Source organism: Collinsella sp. CLA-ER-H5 (assembly GCF_040092375.1).
In the GTDB taxonomy this organism is placed as follows: Bacteria; Actinomycetota; Coriobacteriia; order Coriobacteriales; family Coriobacteriaceae; genus Collinsella.
Window position 1 is genome coordinate 12,370 of record NZ_JBBNLR010000027.1, and the last position, 18,050, is coordinate 30,419.

General features: G+C 61.2%; 17 protein-coding genes. 3 read left to right on the top strand and 14 right to left on the bottom strand.

The window, feature by feature from the left end; translation table 11 throughout:
• Nucleotides 1–2: 2 nt before the first annotated feature.
• The 4 genes from AAAX31_RS09175 to AAAX31_RS09190 all read right to left on the bottom strand — a co-directional run bounded on the left by AAAX31_RS09175 (nt 3) and on the right by AAAX31_RS09190 (nt 2,914).
• Entirely contained in the window at nt 3–746 is a 744-nt protein-coding gene (locus tag AAAX31_RS09175; RefSeq protein ID WP_195568705.1) for an L-threonylcarbamoyladenylate synthase, read from the bottom strand.
• A gap of 148 nt (nt 747–894) precedes the next feature.
• Entirely contained in the window at nt 895–1,197 is a 303-nt protein-coding gene (locus AAAX31_RS09180) for a helix-turn-helix domain-containing protein (RefSeq protein WP_006235701.1), read from the bottom strand.
• Nucleotides 1,184–1,579, bottom strand: a complete 396-nt coding sequence (locus AAAX31_RS09185) for a type II toxin-antitoxin system RelE/ParE family toxin (protein WP_156600864.1) — start codon at nt 1,577–1,579, stop codon at nt 1,184–1,186. The genes AAAX31_RS09180 and AAAX31_RS09185 overlap by 14 nt, the downstream gene beginning before the upstream one ends.
• Before the next feature lie 75 nt (nt 1,580–1,654).
• Nucleotides 1,655–2,914, bottom strand: a complete 1,260-nt coding sequence (locus tag AAAX31_RS09190; protein ID WP_349077013.1) for a HemK/PrmC family methyltransferase — start codon at nt 2,912–2,914, stop codon at nt 1,655–1,657.
• 760 nt (nt 2,915–3,674) lie between these two features.
• On the opposite strand from AAAX31_RS09190, the gene AAAX31_RS09195 reads away from it, so the two are divergent.
• Nucleotides 3,675–4,808, top strand: a complete 1,134-nt coding sequence (locus AAAX31_RS09195) for an IS110 family transposase (RefSeq protein ID WP_349077015.1) — start codon at nt 3,675–3,677, stop codon at nt 4,806–4,808.
• Between the two features lie 215 nt (nt 4,809–5,023).
• Here AAAX31_RS09195 and prfA read toward each other — a convergent pair whose 3' ends face one another.
• The 7 genes from prfA to AAAX31_RS09230 form a co-directional block, all read right to left on the bottom strand.
• Entirely contained in the window at nt 5,024–6,091 is a 1,068-nt protein-coding gene (gene prfA / locus AAAX31_RS09200; protein WP_035138783.1) for a peptide chain release factor 1, read from the bottom strand.
• A 249-nt stretch (nt 6,092–6,340) separates the two neighbouring features.
• On the bottom strand, nt 6,341–7,756 hold the full coding sequence (locus AAAX31_RS09205) for a M20/M25/M40 family metallo-hydrolase (protein WP_349077016.1): 1,416 nt from the start codon (nt 7,754–7,756) through the stop codon (nt 6,341–6,343).
• Nucleotides 7,757–7,828: 72 nt separating this feature from the next.
• Complete coding sequence (locus AAAX31_RS09210; RefSeq protein WP_349077017.1) at nt 7,829–8,614, bottom strand: amino acid ABC transporter ATP-binding protein; 786 nt, start codon at nt 8,612–8,614, stop codon at nt 7,829–7,831.
• Nucleotides 8,615–8,636: 22 nt separating this feature from the next.
• Nucleotides 8,637–9,785, bottom strand: coding sequence for an amino acid ABC transporter permease (locus tag AAAX31_RS09215; RefSeq protein WP_349077019.1), 1,149 nt, complete (start codon nt 9,783–9,785; stop codon nt 8,637–8,639).
• A 9-nt stretch (nt 9,786–9,794) separates the two neighbouring features.
• A complete protein-coding gene (locus tag AAAX31_RS09220) occupies nt 9,795–10,721 on the bottom strand; it encodes a transporter substrate-binding domain-containing protein (RefSeq protein WP_117770542.1) in 927 nt (308 codons plus the stop codon).
• A gap of 193 nt (nt 10,722–10,914) precedes the next feature.
• The gene (locus AAAX31_RS09225; protein WP_117770541.1) at nt 10,915–11,808 is read right to left on the bottom strand and encodes an aldose 1-epimerase family protein; all 894 of its coding nucleotides are present in this window, start codon (nt 11,806–11,808) and stop codon (nt 10,915–10,917) included.
• A 113-nt stretch (nt 11,809–11,921) separates the two neighbouring features.
• Nucleotides 11,922–12,791 carry a hypothetical protein gene (locus tag AAAX31_RS09230; protein WP_117770540.1) on the bottom strand — a complete coding sequence of 290 codons (870 nt, stop codon included), beginning with the start codon at nt 12,789–12,791 and terminating at the stop codon, nt 11,922–11,924.
• Between the two features lie 251 nt (nt 12,792–13,042).
• Here AAAX31_RS09230 and AAAX31_RS09235 point away from each other — a divergent pair, with 251 nt between their 5' ends.
• Both AAAX31_RS09235 and AAAX31_RS09240 read left to right on the top strand, forming a co-directional pair.
• Nucleotides 13,043–14,293 carry an MFS transporter gene (locus AAAX31_RS09235; RefSeq protein WP_233504674.1) on the top strand — a complete coding sequence of 417 codons (1,251 nt, stop codon included), beginning with the start codon at nt 13,043–13,045 and terminating at the stop codon, nt 14,291–14,293.
• Nucleotides 14,294–14,338: 45 nt separating this feature from the next.
• On the top strand, nt 14,339–14,785 hold the full coding sequence (locus tag AAAX31_RS09240) for a low molecular weight protein-tyrosine-phosphatase (protein WP_199411407.1): 447 nt from the start codon (nt 14,339–14,341) through the stop codon (nt 14,783–14,785).
• A gap of 148 nt (nt 14,786–14,933) precedes the next feature.
• Here AAAX31_RS09240 and AAAX31_RS09245 read toward each other — a convergent pair whose 3' ends face one another.
• The 3 genes from AAAX31_RS09245 to AAAX31_RS09255 form a co-directional block, all read right to left on the bottom strand.
• Nucleotides 14,934–16,295, bottom strand: a complete 1,362-nt coding sequence (locus AAAX31_RS09245) for an ATP-binding protein (protein WP_349077021.1) — start codon at nt 16,293–16,295, stop codon at nt 14,934–14,936.
• A 183-nt stretch (nt 16,296–16,478) separates the two neighbouring features.
• Nucleotides 16,479–16,808 (bottom strand): TIGR04076 family protein, encoded by a 330-nt coding sequence (locus AAAX31_RS09250; RefSeq protein WP_199411406.1) that lies wholly within the window; start codon nt 16,806–16,808, stop codon nt 16,479–16,481.
• Nucleotides 16,801–17,625, bottom strand: coding sequence for a PfkB family carbohydrate kinase (locus AAAX31_RS09255; protein WP_117770538.1), 825 nt, complete (start codon nt 17,623–17,625; stop codon nt 16,801–16,803). The genes AAAX31_RS09250 and AAAX31_RS09255 overlap by 8 nt, the downstream gene beginning before the upstream one ends.
• Nucleotides 17,626–18,050 lie beyond the last annotated feature (425 nt).

Here is an 18,050-nt window from a genome sequence, read left to right on the forward strand (position 1 = left end):
TTCTATTGCATCGGGTCGGACAGGACCCGTTCGATCTCTGATGCGGGAAGCGCGCCTTGGCGCAGGATCTGGAGCTCGCCGTGCTGAAACGACACGATGGTTGAGGCGTCGCGACACGGGGTCTCACCGGCGTCGACGGCCACATCGACCCCCTCCAGGATGCGCTCCTCCACCGTGACAAAACTTGCCGGCGCGGGCGCGCCATGCGTGTTGGCGCTGGTGCAGGCAAGAGGGCTGCCGCAGGCGCGGATGAGCGCCTGCACCACGGGCGAGGCCGAAGCGCGAAGTGCCACCGTGTCGTCGGCGGCGCGCATAAAGGTCGGCACGCAGGGGGCCGCCTTAACCACGATAGTCAGGGCGCCCGGCCAGCATCGTCGGGCGAGCACGCGGGCCTCGTTAGGGATATCCACGCCATAGCGGTCGAGTGCCTCGGCATCATCGACCAGCCAGGCAACCGTTTGGGTGAGCTCGCGCTGCTTGAGGGTAAAGATACGACGATAGCCGGTGCCGAGTGCGGGGACCGCGGCGCCGTTGACGGTGGCCTGCGGATCGCGCGGCCACGGCAGAGGTTCACTTGTATCTTGTGGAACGGCATCCGAGAAGGCGTTGACCGCCACGGCGACACCGTAGACCGTCTCGGTTGGAATAAGCGCCAGGCCGCCGCGACCGAGTAGCTCGGCCGTGCGCTCGACTGCAAGCCGATGCGGCTCGCGCGCTCCCTCGTATACCCGATAGACCGTCTGCATGTGTATGCCAGCCCCTTACGCTCTGGTGCAAGTTTGTTTACTGTGGGGCATTCTCGCACGAAACGTTCAACCTATTTGCCCAGAGCGCATGTTGGTTTGGTGAGCGGCTCTAGTAGTCGGTGAAAGTGAGGGGGTTAATTGAAGATTTTTAGCGCGCAAGCGTAACGGTACGATCGGGAAACTCGATGCTTGCAACCAGTTTTCCGCCGAGGCTCTCTGCGTACCTGCTCAGCGTGTCAAGCCTCATCGAACCCAATTCCCCACGCTCGAGCTCGGATACGCGTTTTTGAGAAACGCCCATCGATTGGGCGACCGACGCCTGTGTTAGATCTTTTAGCCTGCGAATCTGAGCAAGCTTATAGGCTTCGATACGATCGCGAGTCCTCTCCTGCTCGGCGGTAATGGAGTCGCGTGTTATCCCGCGAGATTCCATATACTCATGCAGTTCCATCTCGATCGAGCCTCCTTACGTGGCGACGGTATATTTGCTCGGCCTTTGGAATGTTGATCGCATACCAGCCGTTCCATTTTGCCCTTGACGATCCCGCTCGCGACTTATCACCCGCCAATAGCAATACCGCCTGGCGCTTGGGGTCAAAGGCGAAGAGGATGCGGATCACCTGCCCACCACATGAAGTCACTCTCAGCTCCTTTAAATGATGAAGCTTCGAGCCCTTGACACGGTCAACCAGTGGACGACCAAGGCTGGGACCTTCCTTCTCGAGCACCAAAAGGTCTGCATAAATCTGCTTCAGCGTAGCTTCATCCTGCTCATCAAGCCAAGGTTCAATGTAATCAAGCACGATACGGTACCGATGCAGCTGATTTGACATACCTTTCTCCTTCTATAATAGAAGTTTTACGGAATATTGCAAGAGCAAACTTGAGCAAATGTATATTAGTTCAGCTTAAATACGCTGCTTGGGCTCGGTGACGATGGCTCGGACGATGCGGGGGCGATCGGTGAGGTCGTGGACGATACGCACGTCCGAAAGGCCTGCCTGGCGACAGAGCTCGGCCGCAGCATCGAGGGCGCCCTCGTGGAGCTCGCAGGCAAAGAGACCGCCGGCGCGCAACATGTAGGGTGCCGCGTTGAGCAGGCGGCGGAAGATATCGAGGCCGTCGGCACCGCCCTCGAGCGCCAGATCGGGCTCAAAGTCCTTGACCTCGTGCGGCAGCGAGCGCATGACATCGGTGGGAATGTAGGGCGGGTTGGAGACGAGTACGTCAAAGGTGCCCCACTCGTCGTGGGGAATGGAGCTCACCAGGTTCGTGAGGCTGAAGGCGACCTCGTCGGACGTGAGGCCAAGCGCATCGCGGTTTTTGGTAGCAAGATCGATGGCGCGCGGCTCGATATCGGTAGCAGTGCAGGTGACGTGGCCGCGACGCTCCCAGGCAAGCGAGAGCGAAATGCAGCCCGTGCCGCAGCCGACCTCGAGAACGCGGGCGACGCGGGGCTCAGTTGGAGCAGGTACGTTGGCCTCGGCGGCATCTTGCGCGGGAGTCGTCTGTTGGTCGTTGCCCTCAATGGCGATGCCGTATTCGTCGAGCTCGGGCTCGGGGGTTTCCATGGCCTCTGCTTCTGCCGCCTGCGCGGCGGCTTCCTCGGCCTCGCGATCGGCAAGCTCCTCGGCATAGGCGCGGCTACCGAGCACATCGCTACCCAGCGCAGCCTCATCGGCAGCCGTCAGGTTAGCGGCACGGCGCTCGGCGGTCGCGCGTTCGTCTGCCAGCGCGGCCTCGGCTTTGCGAGCCTGCTCGACCTCATCGTTCCAAGGCAGCTCCACGCGCTGGCGGGCAGCGGCCTCGGGGCTCAGTACCTCGGCATCCAGATAGTTCAGGACTTCCTCGACGAGCATCTCGGTCTCGGGGCGCGGGATGAGCACGCCGGGGGCGCACGCGACGTCAATCATGCGAAACTGCGTGCTACCGGTGATGTACTGCAGCGGCTCGCCCTTCGCGCGACGGACGACCGCCGCGTGCATGGTCTCGAGCTGCGCCGCGTCGAGCGTCTCGTCCATGCGCATATACAAGTCGATACGCGCCAGGCCCGTTGCCGCGCACAGCAGCCATTCGGCAGAAAGACGGGGGTGTTCCTCGCCGCGCTCGGCCAGGTACTCCTTGGTCCACTCGAGACAACGCTTGATGGTCCAGATCTCGTTTGCCATGGGGTCCTCCCCTCTTAAGCGCCGGGCGGCGCACGAATGTCGGAGCAGATTGTACGCGAGGGCGGCACGCGGCAAGGGACGATTGGAAGCGATTATCGAGAATCAGCCCAGAATTTTGCTTGGAGCCTGCCTAGAGTGTTCATTCATCGACGTCTAAATCTGCATCCGTCAAGCTTTTGGCAAGGTTGCCCTTAACCTGACCAATATCTAACCAAACGCTTGCCAAATCACTTGACGCGCGACGCGCCAAAAATCGCCCCGCGACTTCTCGGACGCTTTTTCGAGCAATATTTCCAATAGCAGATGCACACCGTTAATTGCTTTAAGCAGGCAAACAGCCTAAAGGCTATCAAAACCGATTGAATAACGCCTCAAAGCAATGTGTCCAACCTAGTCATTTAAGAACATCCCCAATGACTACCGCATCCGGAGCAAGGCAACGCCGCGGGCAGAGGACGAACAGCGAGCGCCGCCCAGGGCGAACAAGTTGACTAGTCATTTAAGTACGTCCATTACAGTCGAAATTGTCAGCCCGGGACCGTCTCGGGCTACGATTGAGGCGCGCCCAGAACGGGCCGCCGACCGGGCGCCCGCGCACGGCCGAACGTCCCTGCCCCCGAGAGGGCCAATTGGGTGCTGCCGGCGCGGGACGCGCCGCCCCCGACGGCTGATAGGAAAGTGCCGGGCAGGTGCCGCGGCTGGTAATGTGAGTGCCGAGGGGGAGGCCATCCGGTCGAACGACTACCGGAAGGATACCACCGTGAAAGCGCCATCCACCAGACCCGCGGCCGTGCTCGGCCTGGACGTCGGCAAGTCATCGCACTGGGCCTGCCTGATCGACCGCGACGGGGAGGTGCTGGCCAGCGCCCCCGTCCGCAACAGGGAGGCCGAGCTCGACGCGCTGTTCGCCTCCGCGCCCGCCGGCACGCTCGTCGTCGTCGACCAGTTCCGCAACATAGGGTCCCTCGCCGTGAGGCGGGCCCGCGCCGCGGGGCTCGGGGTCGCCTACCTGCCCGGGCTCGCCGCCAGCCGCGCCGCCGGCCTGTTCGCCGGCGAGGCCAAGACCGACGAGCGCGACGCCGCGGTGATCGCGCGGACCGCCCTGGGCGTGCCGGACTCCCTGTCGGGGGTCCCGGGCCGCGGCGAGGCCCTCGAGGCCGCCCGCGCCCTCTCGTCGCAGCGCGACCACGTCGTCGCCTGCGCGACCAGGGACAAGAACCGCCTGCGCGCGGTGCTGCTCGAGTCCTGCCCGGCCCTCGAGGCCGCGGTCGACCTGTCGGACCGGCGGTGGCTGGAGCTGCTCGCCGGGTTCGGCGGGGCGCGGGGGATCGCCCGCTCCGGGGCCGGGGGCCCGCGGGCCGAGGCCGCCGGGGAGGCCGCGGCCGCCTCCACCGCGCCCCCGCCGGCGCTCGTCGAGGCCGAGAACAGGCAGGTCAGGTTCCTGGCCGCCCGGATATCGGAGGCCCTCGACGAGGCCGGGGCCCTCGAGGCCGAGACGGCGGCGCTGCTCGAGGGCGACGAGACCTACGCGTGCCTGCTCACCGTGCCCGGCATCGGCCCGAGGACGGCGGCGCAGCTCGCGGTGTCGGTCGACATCGCGAGGTTCCCGGACCACGACCACCTGGCCTCGTACTGCGGCATGGCCCCGAGGGTGAGGAGCTCCGGCACGTCGGTGAGGTCGGTCAGGGCGTCCAGGCGGGGCGACGCGAGGCTCAAGTCTCTCCTGATCTTCTCGTGCAACAGCCTGGTGAGGTCCTCGGGGCGCTACGGCGAGTACTACCGGGCCTGCAGGGCGCGGGGAATGGGGCACGGGCGGGCGCTCAAGGCCGTCGCGAGGAAGCGGCTCAGGGCGATATACGCCGTGATGCGCGACCGGGTGCCCTACCGGGAGTAGCCCCGACGGTTGACAAAACTATAGGAACACCCAATGACTACCTCTAAGACGCCGCAGGTTGAGCATAAATCAGCGAAAACGCCCCTAAGCGAGCAAGGTGACGTGAAAGAGGAGGGAAGCGTACTTCGGTACGCGACCGACGATTGAACGTCAGATTGCCGCTTAGGGGCGTTTGCAGCGTCGAGCCGTTACGGCGTTTGGTAAAACGCCGTAACTTAAACTGCTTGTGCCAGCTTCTCGGCTCGCTCGGCGGCGGCAAGTGCCTCGATGACGGTGCCGAGCTGATCGCCCAGAAGGACGCCGTTGTAGGTGGAGTTGAAGCCGATACGGTGATCGGTCACGCGGTCCTGGGGCTGGTTGTAAGTACGAATCTTCTCGGAACGGTTGCCGTGGCCAATCTGGCTCTGGCGCTCGGCGCCGAGCTCGGCCTGCTGCTTCTCGAGCTCCATCTCGTACAGACGGGCGCGCAGCATCTGCATGCAGACCTCGCGGTTCTGGATCTGGGAGCGCTGCTCCTGCGACTGCACCACGGTGTTGGTGGGCAGGTGGGTGATGCGCACGGCGGAGTAGGTGGTGTTAACGCACTGACCGCCAGGGCCCGAAGCGCAGTAAGTATCGATGCGCAGGTCGGACTGGTTGATCTGAACGTCGATCTCCTCGGCCTCGGGAAGCACGGCGACGGTTGCCGTGGAGGTCTGGATGCGACCCTGGGACTCGGTCTTGGGGACGCGCTGGACGCGATGCACGCCGGACTCGTACTTCATGACGGAGTAGACGCGGTCGCCCTCGACCTTGAACTCGATGGACTTAAAGCCGCCGGCCTCGCTGGGGCTGGAATCGAGCACGGTGGTCTTCCAGCCGCGCGACTCGCAGAAGCGCTGGTACATCTTGTACAGATCGCCGGCAAAGATGGCCGCCTCGTCGCCACCGGCGGCGGAACGGATCTCGACGATGGTGTTCTTGTCGTCGTTGGGGTCGCTCGGGATGAGCATGTACTTAATGTCTTCCTCGAGCTGGGGAAGCTTGGCCTCGTTTTCGGAGATGTCCATCTGGAGCATCTCTTTCTCATCGGCATCGGTGGTATCGTGGAGCATTTCCTTGGCGGCCTCGATGTCATCGAGCGCGCCGATGTACTCACGCGAGGCGGCGATGAGGTCGGACTGGTGTGCGTACTCCTTGTTGAGACGCGTGAACTCCTTGATATCGGAGGCGACGGCCGGGTCGGAGAGCTTCTTCTCGAGCTCCTCGTAGGCCTTGATGATCTTTTCGAGCTTGTCGCGCATGGCGGGACTCCTTTATATGCGTGAAGGTGAAAATCGGCAGAGTTGATGGGGCGCGCGGCGCCACTGCGGGGGTAAGCCCGGCTAGAACATGTCGATCTTCAGATACATGCGCATCCCTTCGCGTATGGGGTACATAGTTGCGGTCTAACCCATACATGATAGCGTGCGCAGGCAAACCTGCATATAACCCGCACGGAATGATTGGCACAAACAAACCTGACCTCATTGCATCAAGGGCTTGCTTTTTTGCTAGAGCGTTTGGAGTAGAGCGACGGTGAAGCGGATGCCCTGGAGGTAGGCGCGGCGGGTGATGCGCTCGTTGGTGCCGTGGACACCGCACTCACACTCGTCGTCATCAACCACAAAGGCCGAGAAGCGAATGCACTCAGGGCAAATGTGCTGGTAGTTGGCAGCGTCGGTCGCACCGATTACGGTCGAGGGCACAATTGCTACCGGCTCGAATGATCCGTTTTCCTCCGTCCCCTTTGGATCACGGAAATAGCGGGCGGCAATGGAGCGAACCGCCTCGAGGCCGGGACCACCGATGCGCGGGGACGGCGAGGGTTCGGAGCTACCGGGGCCCAGCTCCACTTCAACACGACCGGCAAGGTCCGCCCCGGCAACCGCCTCACGGCAGCGCGCCACAACGTCGGCCACGCTCGTGCCCTCGAGCATGCGGAAGTTGATGTTGGCCCACATATCCTGCGGCATTACGTTGGCGCCGGTGCTGCCACCCTCGATCTGCGTGGGTGCGCAGGTGGTCGTCACCAGCGGATAGAGCTTCTTGCTGGCGAGGCAATCGCGGACAATGGCGCCCCCGTTGGCGGCAATTTCATCCGCCGTGTAGAGCCCCAGCTCGACGAGCTGTGCGGCAAGTAAATCGGTCACGCGCGTCGGCCACTCGATATCGCAGATTGCGGTGATGGCACGGCTGAGCACCTCGAGCGACGTGCCGCCGTAGGGGTTGGAAGAATGACCACCTGCGCTCTTTGTCTTGAGCACAATGTCGGCATAGCCCTTCTCAGCCAGGTCGGCGTGCATGAGCCAACCCTCGCCCGCGCTGTACTCGGCATCCGAAACGATGCGGTAGTCGCCCTCGTCGATCAGGAACTCGAGCTCAACACCGCGCTCCTCGAGCGCGCGGCCGATGGCGCCTGCGCCGCACTGCGTCGTCTCCTCGTCCTGGCCAAAGGCCAGGAGCAGCGTCCGCTCGTGCTGCCAACCGTGCGCCAGCGCATACTCGACAGCCTCGAGAATGCCTGCGACCTGGTCTTTCATGTCGATAGCGCCACGACCCCAGATGTAGGTGTCGTCCACGTGCCCGCTAAAGGGGGCGTGCGCCCAATCGTCCTCGGTGCCCGGCACCACGGGGACCACGTCCATGTGGCCCATGAGCATAACGGGTTTGAGGGCGGGGTCGGAACCGCCAAGCGTCACCAATAGCGAATGGTCGATAAGCTCGACCTCGCCCGCCGTGAACACGCGCGGCCAGGCCTGCTGCATATACGTGCGCAGGTCGTCGAAAGGTTGCCAGTCCACCGCTTCGGCATCCATGCTCGAGATGGTCGGAAACGACAGCACGCGGCTCAAGCGCTCGCACGCGCCGGCCTCGTCTATATCGGCAAAATCGTCCTCATGCGCAAAGAAGCGCCAAACCTCGGCCATGACATCCTTTCAATTGTGATGACGAGGGCCGCCCCACCGGAGCGGCCCTGCCACGCAAACATTTGCGATTGGTTACTTGTCCTCGAGATAACGCGAGAGGAACTCGCGGGTGCGCTGGTGTTTGGGGTTGCCGAAGAGCTCGGCCGGCGCGGCGTCCTCGAGCACCACGCCCTTGTCCATAAAGACCACGCGGTCGGACACGGTTCGGGCAAAGGCCATCTCGTGCGTGACGACGACCATGGTCATGCCGTCGGCAGCGAGCTTGCGCATGACCTCGAGCACTTCTCCCACGATCTCGGGGTCGAGCGCGGAGGTCGGCTCGTCGAACAGCATGATCTGCGGATTCATGCACAGGGCACGAGCGATGGCCACGCGCTGTTTTTGACCACCGGACAGGCGGCCCACGGCGGCGTGCGCGAACTTTTCGAGTCCCACGCTCGTCAGATGCTCCATCGCGACCTTCTCGGCCTCGGCCTTGTTCATCTTTTTGAGCGTGACGGGCGCAAGCGTGCAGTTGTCGAGCACATCCATGTTGTTGAACAGGTTAAAGCCCTGGAACACCATGCCGATGTCCTCACGCAGCTTATTAATGTTGCAGCGCTCGGCCGTAAGGTCCTGGCCGTGGAACCAGATGTGGCCCGCGTCCGGGGTCTCGAGCAGGTTGAGGCAGCGCAGAAAGGTCGACTTGCCCGAGCCCGAGGCGCCGATAATGGTGACGACCTCGCCGGGGTTAACGGACAGGTCGATGCCCTTGAGTACCTCGAGCGAGCCAAAGCTCTTGCGCAGGCCCTCAACGCGGATGAGCGGCTCATTGGTCTGTGCGGCGGCCGCAACGCCGGTAGTGGCGGTATCTGCCATGATAATTCTCCTCGTCTTGAGCCTAGTTGGAGCTGGGCAGCGTTGCCGAGGCCTCGGCGCCGAGCTTTTTGCCAAAGGCTTCGAGCAGGCGGCTCGCCACGAGCGTCAGGATCAGGTAGACCACGAGCGCCACGCAGTAGACCTCCATCTGGCGGTAGTACACGCCGGCGACCGTGGTAGTAGCGTACATAAGGTCGAACACGCCGATAACCGAGAGCACCGACGAATCCTTGATGTTGATGATGAGCTCGTTGGTGAGCGCCGGAATCGCGTTTTTAATACCCTGGGGGAACACGACTTTGCGCATAGCCTGCCACTGCGACAAACCCAGCGAGCGTGCTGCCTCGGCCTGCCCGGGATCGATGGACTCGATGCCGCCGCGCAGGACCTCCATCATGTAGGCGGTGGAGTTGAGCGAGATGGTGACGAGGCCGGCGGTGAAGGTACTCCAAATCTGGTTGGCCTGAGCGGTCTCGAAGCCCATGCCGCGCAAAACGGTGAAGCCCGCGTAATAGATGAGCAGGCCCTGAACCATCATGGGCGTGCCGCGCACGATGGTGGAGTAGATGGTCGCAAAGCCGCGGCCGATACTCTTAAAGAAGCGCACCAGGTCGTTGTCCACGCGATCGAACGTCTGAATACGCAGGAACACAAAGAGCAGTGCCAGGAAAAAGGCGATGACGGTACCGAAGGTCGCAAGTGCGATGGTGATCTCGATGCCGCGGATAAAGAAGTCGCCGCTCTTGTAGGTCATGTAGACCAGGCTCGACAAAAAGTCGCTGGGGTTGGAGTCCGAGACAATGCTCACTTGCACCAGGTCGATAAACGACATGATGCAGCGGTCCACGAAAAAGATCGCTGCGATGGCGACCACAACATAGCTACCCAGGCGCGCGCCGCGGCGGAAACGCTCGGAGGCGAACGGCGACTTTTCGCGATAGTCGTTCCAGTGCATGAGCTTGGTGACGAGTGCCGCCGCCGACACGACGACCCAGGCCCACAGGATCGCCCAAAGGCAGTCCTGGAAGATGCCAGTGGGCGCCAAAAAGCTCAGCGGCGTGGGGTTGCGCTGGCTAAACGCCAGGCCAAGCGCCGCGATGACGCTCGTGCCCAGGTATACGTAACGGTGATCGGCCTTGATAAAGGAGGCCAGGCGATTGACGGTTTTCATGCTGCCTCCCTATGCCGGCTGACGGTCGAGGCACGCGTCCCACATTTGGTCGCGCTCCTCTTGGCTAATGCCCTTGAGTGTCTTGTCGATGAGCTTAAGCAGTTTGTCCGAGCCCTTGCGGCAGCCGACGTTTGCCGCGACCTCCTGCTTAAAGCCCTCGCCTTCGGCAAAATGAATGGGAACGATGCCCGGGTTTTGAGCCATATAGCCCTTCTCGTTCTCGGTGTTGTAGGTCACGGCGTCGCAGGTGCCCTGCAGCAGGTTCGAGAACACCGTGGGGACGGAGTCGACCGGGTTTTTGTGCACAACGCCCGGGATCTCGTCGATGACGGTGTCGAGCATGGTGTCCTTTTGGCCGAGCACCGTGGCACCGCTAAAGTCGCTAAGCTTGGTGGCGTTTTGGTAGGGCGAGCCCTCTTTTACGAATAGGCCAAAGTAGCCAATGAAGTACGGGTCGGAGAAGCCGACCGACTCTTCGCGCTCGGGCGTGGCGCTCATGCCGGCGATGATGAGGTCGATTTGGCCGTTGTTGAGCGAATCGATAAGGCCCGAAAAGCTCTGCTTGACGGCAACGGGCTCGCCACCGAGGGCCTTGCAGACGATCTTGGCGATCTGCACGTCGTAGCCATCGGCATAGGCGCCCTGCACGTTGTCGATGGGGATGGTGTACTCGCTGGCTTCGGAAACCTGCCAGTTGTACGGGGCGTAGGCCGCCTCCATGCCAATGCGGATCTTATCCTTGCCGATAACGGAATCGGACAGGTCGTCGCGACCGCCACCCGTCGTGGGCTGAACTACTTCCAGCGTGGAGGGGCGCTGGCAACCGGCAAGTGCGCCGGCGACGACAGTAGCGCTCGCAGCGAGAGCGCTACCCAAAAAGATGCGACGGCTGCATATCGGCTGCGGATGCGCGTCGCGTTGATGGGGAGAATGCATAATCTGCCTTCCCTGTTGAATCGTATGCTGACGACTTAACAGGATACCGCTCAGCGCTACCTCCAGCAAATGCATATATAAATGCATATATGCAAGTTTACGAACTGAAAACGATTGATAGTCGTTGGAGACGTTCTTAAACGACTAGTCAAACAAGAACGTCCCCAACGACTAGTCCCAGGTATGCAGCCTGTTAAAGCAGAGTAACGCTAAAGCTGCGAACATCCGTCTCGCCGGGAGCCAAGGTGATGGTGTTGACCTTGTGCTCAAAGACGTCGTCCTCGGTGTCCATGGTGGTGTGACCGGTCCAGGGCTCGAGCGCCACAAACGGGGCGTCGTTGGCGGCAGACCACACGCCAATGTACTTAAAGCCCTCAAAGTCGATCTTGACGCCGTGGCCCGACTTGCGGCCGCGCAGCGTGAGCGTGGAGCCCGGGGTATCGGTGAACATGATGGCGTCGTTATCGAAGCTGCGGTGCGTGATGGGCAGCACGTCCGAGTTATCGGGAGCCTTGTAACTGCCCTCGAACGTCATAAGACCGTCGGGCGTGATGATGGGAGCCTCATTAGTCCAAGCCTCGGTAAACGCCAGCTCGTAATCCTCGAATGCCTCGTCCTCGGCACCGGGAGCCGGTACGTTAAACGCGGGGTGGCCGCCCACCGAGAACGGCAGGTCCACGTCGCCGGTATTGGTGACGGCAAAGGTCTGGGTAAGTGTGGCGTCACCAGTCAGGGCATAGGTCATGTTGAGCTTAAAGTGGAACGGGAACGCCTTGAGCGACTCGGGCGTGTCGGTGATCTCGTACGTTACCGAGGAGCCGTCCTCCGAAACCTCGACCAGCTTGTGTTCGACGATGCGCGCGAGTCCGTGGCGCGGCATCTCGCAGGTGCCGGCCGCAGACGTCGCCGTGTTGTTGCGCAGCGAGCCCACAATGGGGAACAGGATGGGCGCATGCTTGCCCCAAAAGGCGGGGTCGCCCTGCCACAGATACTCGTTGCCGTTGAGGGCAAGGCTCGTGAGCTGGGCACCCATGGAATCGATGGCCGCGGTGAGGCCGCCGCGCTTGATGGTAGTGACAGTAGACATGCTACTTCCTCCAAAAGTAAACAATAGTGTCGAGGGCTATTGTCCCACTCTTGGCGGCGGGACGGGACGGCAGGCGATTATTGAGTAGCCATAGCGGAATGAGCGGCGAGTGCCTACTGGGTATCCACGTAAAGGTCGAACCTGCCCTGCGGTGTGGTGTCGACCGTGTCGGGCGCCTGTGAGTTAAAGCTCACGGGGACCATGCGCTTTGAGGCACGGAAGCGCGTGCCGTCGGTGGCGACGGGCGGTTCATCGACGGTGAGCTCGTAGTCGCCGGGCTTAAGTTCGATGCCGTCACCAGCGGAATTGACGTATTGATACTCGTCAATCGTCTGCCCTTTGAGCGTACGCCCCACGATGTGGATGAGCATTTGGCTGTCGCCACGCGCGGTGTCCCACGTCGCGCCGTCCTTGACCTCGACCGACACATGTACCGAGCGCGTGCGGCCGAGCGATTGCTCGATAGACATCTCGACCTTGGCGGCGTCTTTTCGCTGTTGTTCAACATGGCTCCAGACGTTTCCAATTACCGAGCATGCGATAACGCCGGCCATGAAGGCGATAAGGATGGGGCCGAGCGGAGAACGGCGGCCCGCGTCTTCCTCACGAGCCAGGTCGGGGCGATGTGTGGGCGCAGGTGCCTGGGCGCCTTGCGCGGGCACGTCGAGAATGCTGAAGGATGCCGTGCTGTCGGGGTCGATGGTGTGACGCGGCTGCGGGATCTTTGCCGGCGAGATGGACATGTCGGCTGGCTCGCCGAGCGTGGCCGTAGCGTCGGCCTTGGCCTCGTCTGCCTCGGCCTGGGCCCAAGCTTGTTCGAAGGTCAGGGGCTCGACGGGGTCGAGGGCGGCGTCCGAATCGGCGGCGACGTCGTTGCCGGTCTCGTCCTCGTCGCTCGACACGTCACGCGGCATGGGCTCGTCCCACTCCTCGTCCGGAGCCTCACCCTCGCTATACCACCATTCAAAGTTATCGATATCCATACGGGGCGCCCCTTAGGCCTCGCAAATAAACACTCGCTAGTCTTATACCCCCAGACGGCACGGCAGCTCGCCGGCACAGATAGGAAAACCATCACAACATTCGACGTTTTTCCTCGATTTCGAGATTTTCGCCGAATGTTGTGACGGTTTGGGCGACCGGCCGGCAGCGCAATGTGACAAAGAGACTGTCCCTTTGTCACATTCTGCTAGAGTTGCAGGGATTGAATCTCGCTTATTCATGCGACATTGGAGTGACAACCTTGACCGCCGCAACCACGCCTAAAAGTAAGTCAACCGCCGCCGCGCTCTCCCCTGCGCGCACCAAGCTCTGCCTGGCGCTGCTCGTGCTGTTGGGATTCTCGCTCGGCTGCTCCGAGTTCGTGGTCATCGGCATCGAAAGCGACTTGGCAACGGAACTCGGCGTATCGCTTGCCACCGCAGGCCAACTTATTAGCGTGTTTGCGCTTGTCTACGCCATCGCGACGCCAGTGCTTGCGCTCAGCACGGGGCGTTTTCGCCGCTACCAGCTGCTCGTGTGCTACAGCATCGTCTTTGTGCTCGGCAATTTGGTTATGGCGCTGGCGCCCAACTTTCAAGTGCTGTTTATCTCGCGTATTGTCCTGGGCTCCGTCTCGGGTGCGCTGCTCGCCGTGGGCGTAACGTACATCCCTGAGCTGCTGTCCCCGCAGCAGACCTCACTCGCCATCTCGGTAGTGTACGGCGCGTTTTCCGTGGCAATGGTCTTTGTCACTTCGATCGGCAAGTTTGTGGCCGACACGCTCGACTGGCACGTGGCCATGTACGGCACGCTGACCTTTGCCGTTCTGATCTGCGGAGCGCTCGTGGCGTTTATGCCGCGCGCTGGGCAAACCGACGAGCCCGCCACTTTTCGCGAACAGGCGGGTCTACTACGCGAGCCGAGCATCATCACCGGCATGCTCATCTTTTTGTTTGGCGTGGGGTCGGTCTACGTTTTTTACGGCTACGTGACGCCTTATCTTGAGCAGGTGCTGGGCATGGGCACGGTCGAAGCCAGTACCACGCTCATGGCCTACGGCGTGTTCTGCCTGATCTCGAACATCCTGGGCGGATGGATCGATGCGCGCTTTGGCATGAAGGCGCTACTCGTGACGTTTGTGCTGCAGGCTGCAGCGTTACTCGGACTGTTTGCTGTGGGCGGCACCATGCCGCTCGCGCTGGTCTTTGTCTTTAGCCTGGCGCTGCTCATGTACCTGTTCTCGGTGTCGTGCATCACGCACTTTATGGACGTGGCACGCAGCCGCCATCCCAAGTCGATGGTACTCGCAAGTTCGGTTGAGCCCATGGCGTTTAACGTCGGCATCTCGTTTGGCACCGCAGTGGGCGGCGCCGTGGTAAGCAGCGTTGGCATTGCATATGTAGGCGCGGTCGGTGCCGTGTTCTCGCTTGTGGCCTGGGCGCTCACGCTGGTGACGATTAAGTTGGCTCGCTGGGAACGCAAGAGGACGATGGCGCAGGCGTAGATGCGATACTCGAGCTCGATGATGGCGATCGAAAGGAAACCGCATATGCAACGTGTACTGTTTATCTGCCATGGGAACATCTGTCGCTCGACGATGGCTGAGTCCGTGTTTACCGAGCTGGTGCGGCGCGCCGGGCGCGCGGGCGAGTTTGTCATTGACTCCGCTGCGACCTCAACTGAGGAGATCGGCAACCCGCCGCATCATGGCACGGTCGCCAAGCTGCGTGAAGTCGGGATTCCCGTCGTTGCGCACCGTGCCCGCCAGGTGCGTCGCGCGGAGTATGGCGACTGGGACCACATTGTCTATATGGACGACGAGAACGCCCGCGGCCTGCGGCGCATCTTTGGCGACGACCCCGACGGCAAGGTTACACGCTTGCTCGATTGGACCGAGCGCCCCGGTGACGTGGCCGATCCCTGGTACACCGGCAACTTCGATGCCACCTACCGCGACGTGCTCGACGGTTGCACCGCTATGCTCGAGCAACTGTAGACAAGCGAGGTCGCGAGCCACGTCTCCGGCGCGAAACGAGCGTGGGTTTTCTCCCACTTTGAGCGCTCGAGTGCGCTCTAAACGGGAGAAAATCCACGCTCATGAATGTGACAAAGGGACTGCCCCTTTGCCACATCCGGGACTGGCCCTAGACCGGCTTGACCTCCAGCTTTATCCCCTCGGCGCAGGAGTCGCCCAAAACATCCGAAAGGGCCCAGGTCGCATATAGCGGCAAATAGAGAACCGCTCCGTTGCGCTCAACGTTGCCTCTCGAGAAAACAATCCCGAGCCTTACGCCATATTCAGCCGTATCAAGCACATGACCGAGCGCAGCGTGCGCGTGGTAATAGGAGCCCGATTTAACCTCGATCGGAACAGCCGTCCCATCCGGCCCATCGACCACAAAGTCCACTTCACCGCGCTTTTTTGTCTGATAGTAGTAAAGCTGGCGATTTTGGGCAGCCAGCTGCTGGGCCACCACGTTTTCGTAAATGCCGCCCAGATTGGGCTCCTTGCTATCAAGATACGCCGCTTGGGCGACTCCAACGGGGTAGCGCGCCATCAACATGCCCGTATCCGATTGGTATAGCTTGAACTGCGATGGCCGTGCCGTCTTGAGCAGGGGCGACTTTGGCTCGGTTACGATATCGGCTTTGAGAGCAACGCCGGCATCGACAAGCCAGACAAAATCTCGCTGGTACTTCTCATAATGCGCCTTGGGGTCAATGGAATTGAGCACGAAACGCTTGTGTTCGCCCTCAAGCATAATGGGGAGCTGATCGTAGATGCTCTGCACCTGAAGGGCACGCCCGCTTGCATACTTGGAAATATCCCGTCGGTACTGTTCGTTGAGCTCGGACTGTAGCTGACGAACAGAGGCAAGGTCGCCCTGCGTGTCAAGGAAACGCTGCACGACCTCCGGCATTCCGCCGACAACGGTATAGGTCCTGAAGTTTGCCATCATCGCGTCATGAATGTAATCAGGAATGGGCCTCTCGCTGATACACGCGTCACGTATCGTTTGGCGAGCCCCCTCGCTCACCCCGGTTGCCCAGCAAAACTCCTCAAAATCGAGCGGGAACATCCTAAGCTCGTGGACATACCCCACGGGATAGGACCTGACGCCCTTGAACTGGGTCCCGAGCATTGACCCCGAAAACGCCCAGCGGCACCTCCCGTCCTCTACAAGGAACTTTGCCATCGTCATGATGTCGGGGGCCTCTTGGACCTCATCGATAAACACGAGCGTTTTGCCTGGTGCAATCGACTTTCCCGAAAGAAGCGTCACCCTGCTGATGAAATCATCGGCATTCCGCGCCTCGAGAAGAGCATCTTTTGCCTGGCGATTTTCCATGAGATTGAGCTCGATGTAGGTTGCATGGCTGGCTTTGCCAAATGCGCGAATCGAATAGCTTTTGCCGATCTGGCGAGAACCCGTGATGAATAAGGCCTTTTGCTCGGCAGACTTCAGCCAACGCTCCAGCTCTGCCGCTATTTTCCTGCGCAGCATAGGCTCTCCCCTCAGTGTCATCAAATGAAATGCAAAGTTTTATGCGCTTAATTATCGATGAAATGTAGGATTTTTAGAACCTAAAATCGGATGAAATGCAGAGATTTAGGATTATAAGCAAAAAGAAGGGGCAGCCCCGGCGAATGTGACAAAGGGACTGTCCCTTTGTCACATTGCGCTCGACTACTCGTCGACGATCTCGGCAAGCCAGACGTTCAGCGTATCGACCTCGGGGCAGCAGAACTTTGCCGTGCCGGGCTCGTTGCCAGGCACGGTTCCGCCATAGCGCAGGATATCGATATAGGGAAAGCCCACATGGCAGGCCATAGCGCACATCTTGCCGCGGTCTCGGTCGAAGTCAAAGACGTCGCCCGGCTTGTGACCATGGTGGCAGCGGCACGCACCCAGCTGGTCCACGCAGCTCACGCGGATACGCGGACGCTTGCCACGCGGCGCGCCGAGCGGCTTGTTCTCGCCCGCAGGCTTGACGCCGCCCTCATCAGCATTACTCATGGTCAATCACATCCAGGCAGGCCTCGATGGGAAGGCCGGCGGACTTATCCTCCTGGTCGGCATTGCGCTCGATAAGCTCCGCTACCACGCGCATGGCATCGCTCGTCGCACGCTGCAGGCTCCAACCGGCCATAACGCGGCCGACGAGCACCGCCGAGAACGTGTCGCCCGTGCCCGGGAAATAGACCGGAATGAGCTCAAAGGGAATCGTGAAGTACTCCCCCGCCACATGGTCGTAACCGATAACCGCGTTCGTGCCATTGACCACGGCGCTCGTAATGACCACCGACTTGGCACCCAGCTCGCGCACAGCGTCCACAAGGGCGCGGGCCTCATCGGGCGTAATTTGCTCGGCGATAGGCCTATCGGCAAGCAGGCACGCCTCGGTATAGTTGGGCACCGCGTAGTCTGCGCACTCCAGCAGGCGCCGCATAAGGCCAATCGTGGACTCGGGCACGCCCGCATAGAGCTTGCCGTTGTCGCCCATGATGGGGTCAACGAACACCTTGGTGCCCTTTTGCGCACGGCGGTGGCAGAAGTCCGAGATGATGCGCGTCTCTTCCTCGGTCACGATAAAGCCGGTCGAGATGGCGTCGAACTCAAAGCCGAGCTCCTCCCAGATAGCGAGGCTCTGGCGGACATACTCCGTGGTGTCGTGGATGTAGAACTTGGGGTAGTTGAGCGTATCGGAAACGAGGGCCGTCGGCAGGTTGTGAATGCGATAGCCCATGTGCGACAGCACCGGCAGCATGGCGGAAAGCGCGACCTTGCCGTAACCGCACATATCGTTGATCAGCAGCAGCTGAGTGTTCTTCATGAGTGTCCCCCTTGGTTCGGGCGCGGCGCGGCAGCGCCACAGTGCGACTAAGTGTAGCGCAGGGAACGTTACGAGCGAAGTCGGGCAGCGTGAAGGGCAAATTGTTGCAGAAAGGTTACGGGAAGGAAGTTAGTCGTTTGGGACGTTCTTAAATGACTAGTCAAACAAGAACGTCCCCAACGACTAACCCAACGACTATCAGCGCAAGGAGTGTCCCCAAGTGCCGGCACATAAGGAACGTCCCTAATTGCCACCTAAGTGCCAAAACGACTGGTCGGGCAACACCGATGTCTTGGCGAAGTCAGACACTATGACCCAATCCAGGGGCACGGAAACGACAGGAGCCCCCGCTCGTGACCGCGGGTCGGGGCTGCGACAATGTTGTTGAAGTGCCAGAGGCGCAGCCGCGCCGCAACGAGGTTGGG